The 808-nt window shown below is 33.3% G+C and carries 1 protein-coding gene; it reads left to right on the top strand.

The annotated features are described in order from the left end of the window. Window positions 1-692, top strand: a 692-nt coding sequence (locus BN8061_RS00010) for a hypothetical protein (RefSeq protein ID WP_204207180.1), incomplete at its 5' end; no start/stop codon positions are given. Window positions 693-808 lie beyond the last annotated feature (116 nt).

Below are 808 nucleotides of genomic sequence, written 5' to 3'. Positions count from 1 at the left end.
AACCGTTACCAGCAATTATGAAGACAGACCGTAAACTAAAAATCATATTCGGAATTTTATCCGTTGGACTTTTGACAACTTTGCTTATCAAGTTGACAAACGTTCCAGGAGGAATGATTTTGTCAGGACTTTTTCTTGGCGGAATGATTATTGTCGGAATTATTATAGGTTGCTTAATATTATCTGGACTGTTAAAGCTAATTTTCAAAAAGATTTCATTTCTGACAATTCTTTCGATAACGACAACAATTTCATTTTTAGCTTTTCACTACCAATTGTATTCACCGACTTTGAAAATCATAGTTCCTAATGGATATAAAGGTGAAATAAATCTCATTTTATCAAACGTAAAAGACAACATTTTGACTGTTGACAGTAACGGAATTGGCTATTTAAACGAATGGACATTTAACAAAACATATTCAAGACCAATAGTTGAACAATTAGACGGAAAAAATCTTGACAAAAATCTTGTTGGATTTAATCCTTCGACATTTTTTGGAACATCAATTGGTGGAGGAAATGCAATAAAGAGCTTAAGTTTCGAGATTGTTCCTGACAGCGTTTTAGGACAGAAACAATATTATTCAGCCGACTGGACAGAATATGTTGACAAAAAATTAGTTTTATTAAAAGACCCTAAAAAAGGAATTGAGAGAAATGAAGCAACTGTTGAAATTAAACCCGAATAAAATAACTGCTGGTAACATCGGTTTGGCAATATGGCGGCTGAAGTGCTTCTATGAAACATTTGTGCAAGGTTCAACGGCAGTAATTCTATTGAACTTTTGTGCAAAAAATCCGCCAC

The organism is Vaginella massiliensis (assembly GCF_900089075.1).
GTDB classification, from domain to species: domain Bacteria; phylum Bacteroidota; class Bacteroidia; order Flavobacteriales; family Weeksellaceae; genus Weeksella; species Weeksella massiliensis_A.
This window is presented reverse-complemented; position numbering and strand designations above follow the sequence as displayed.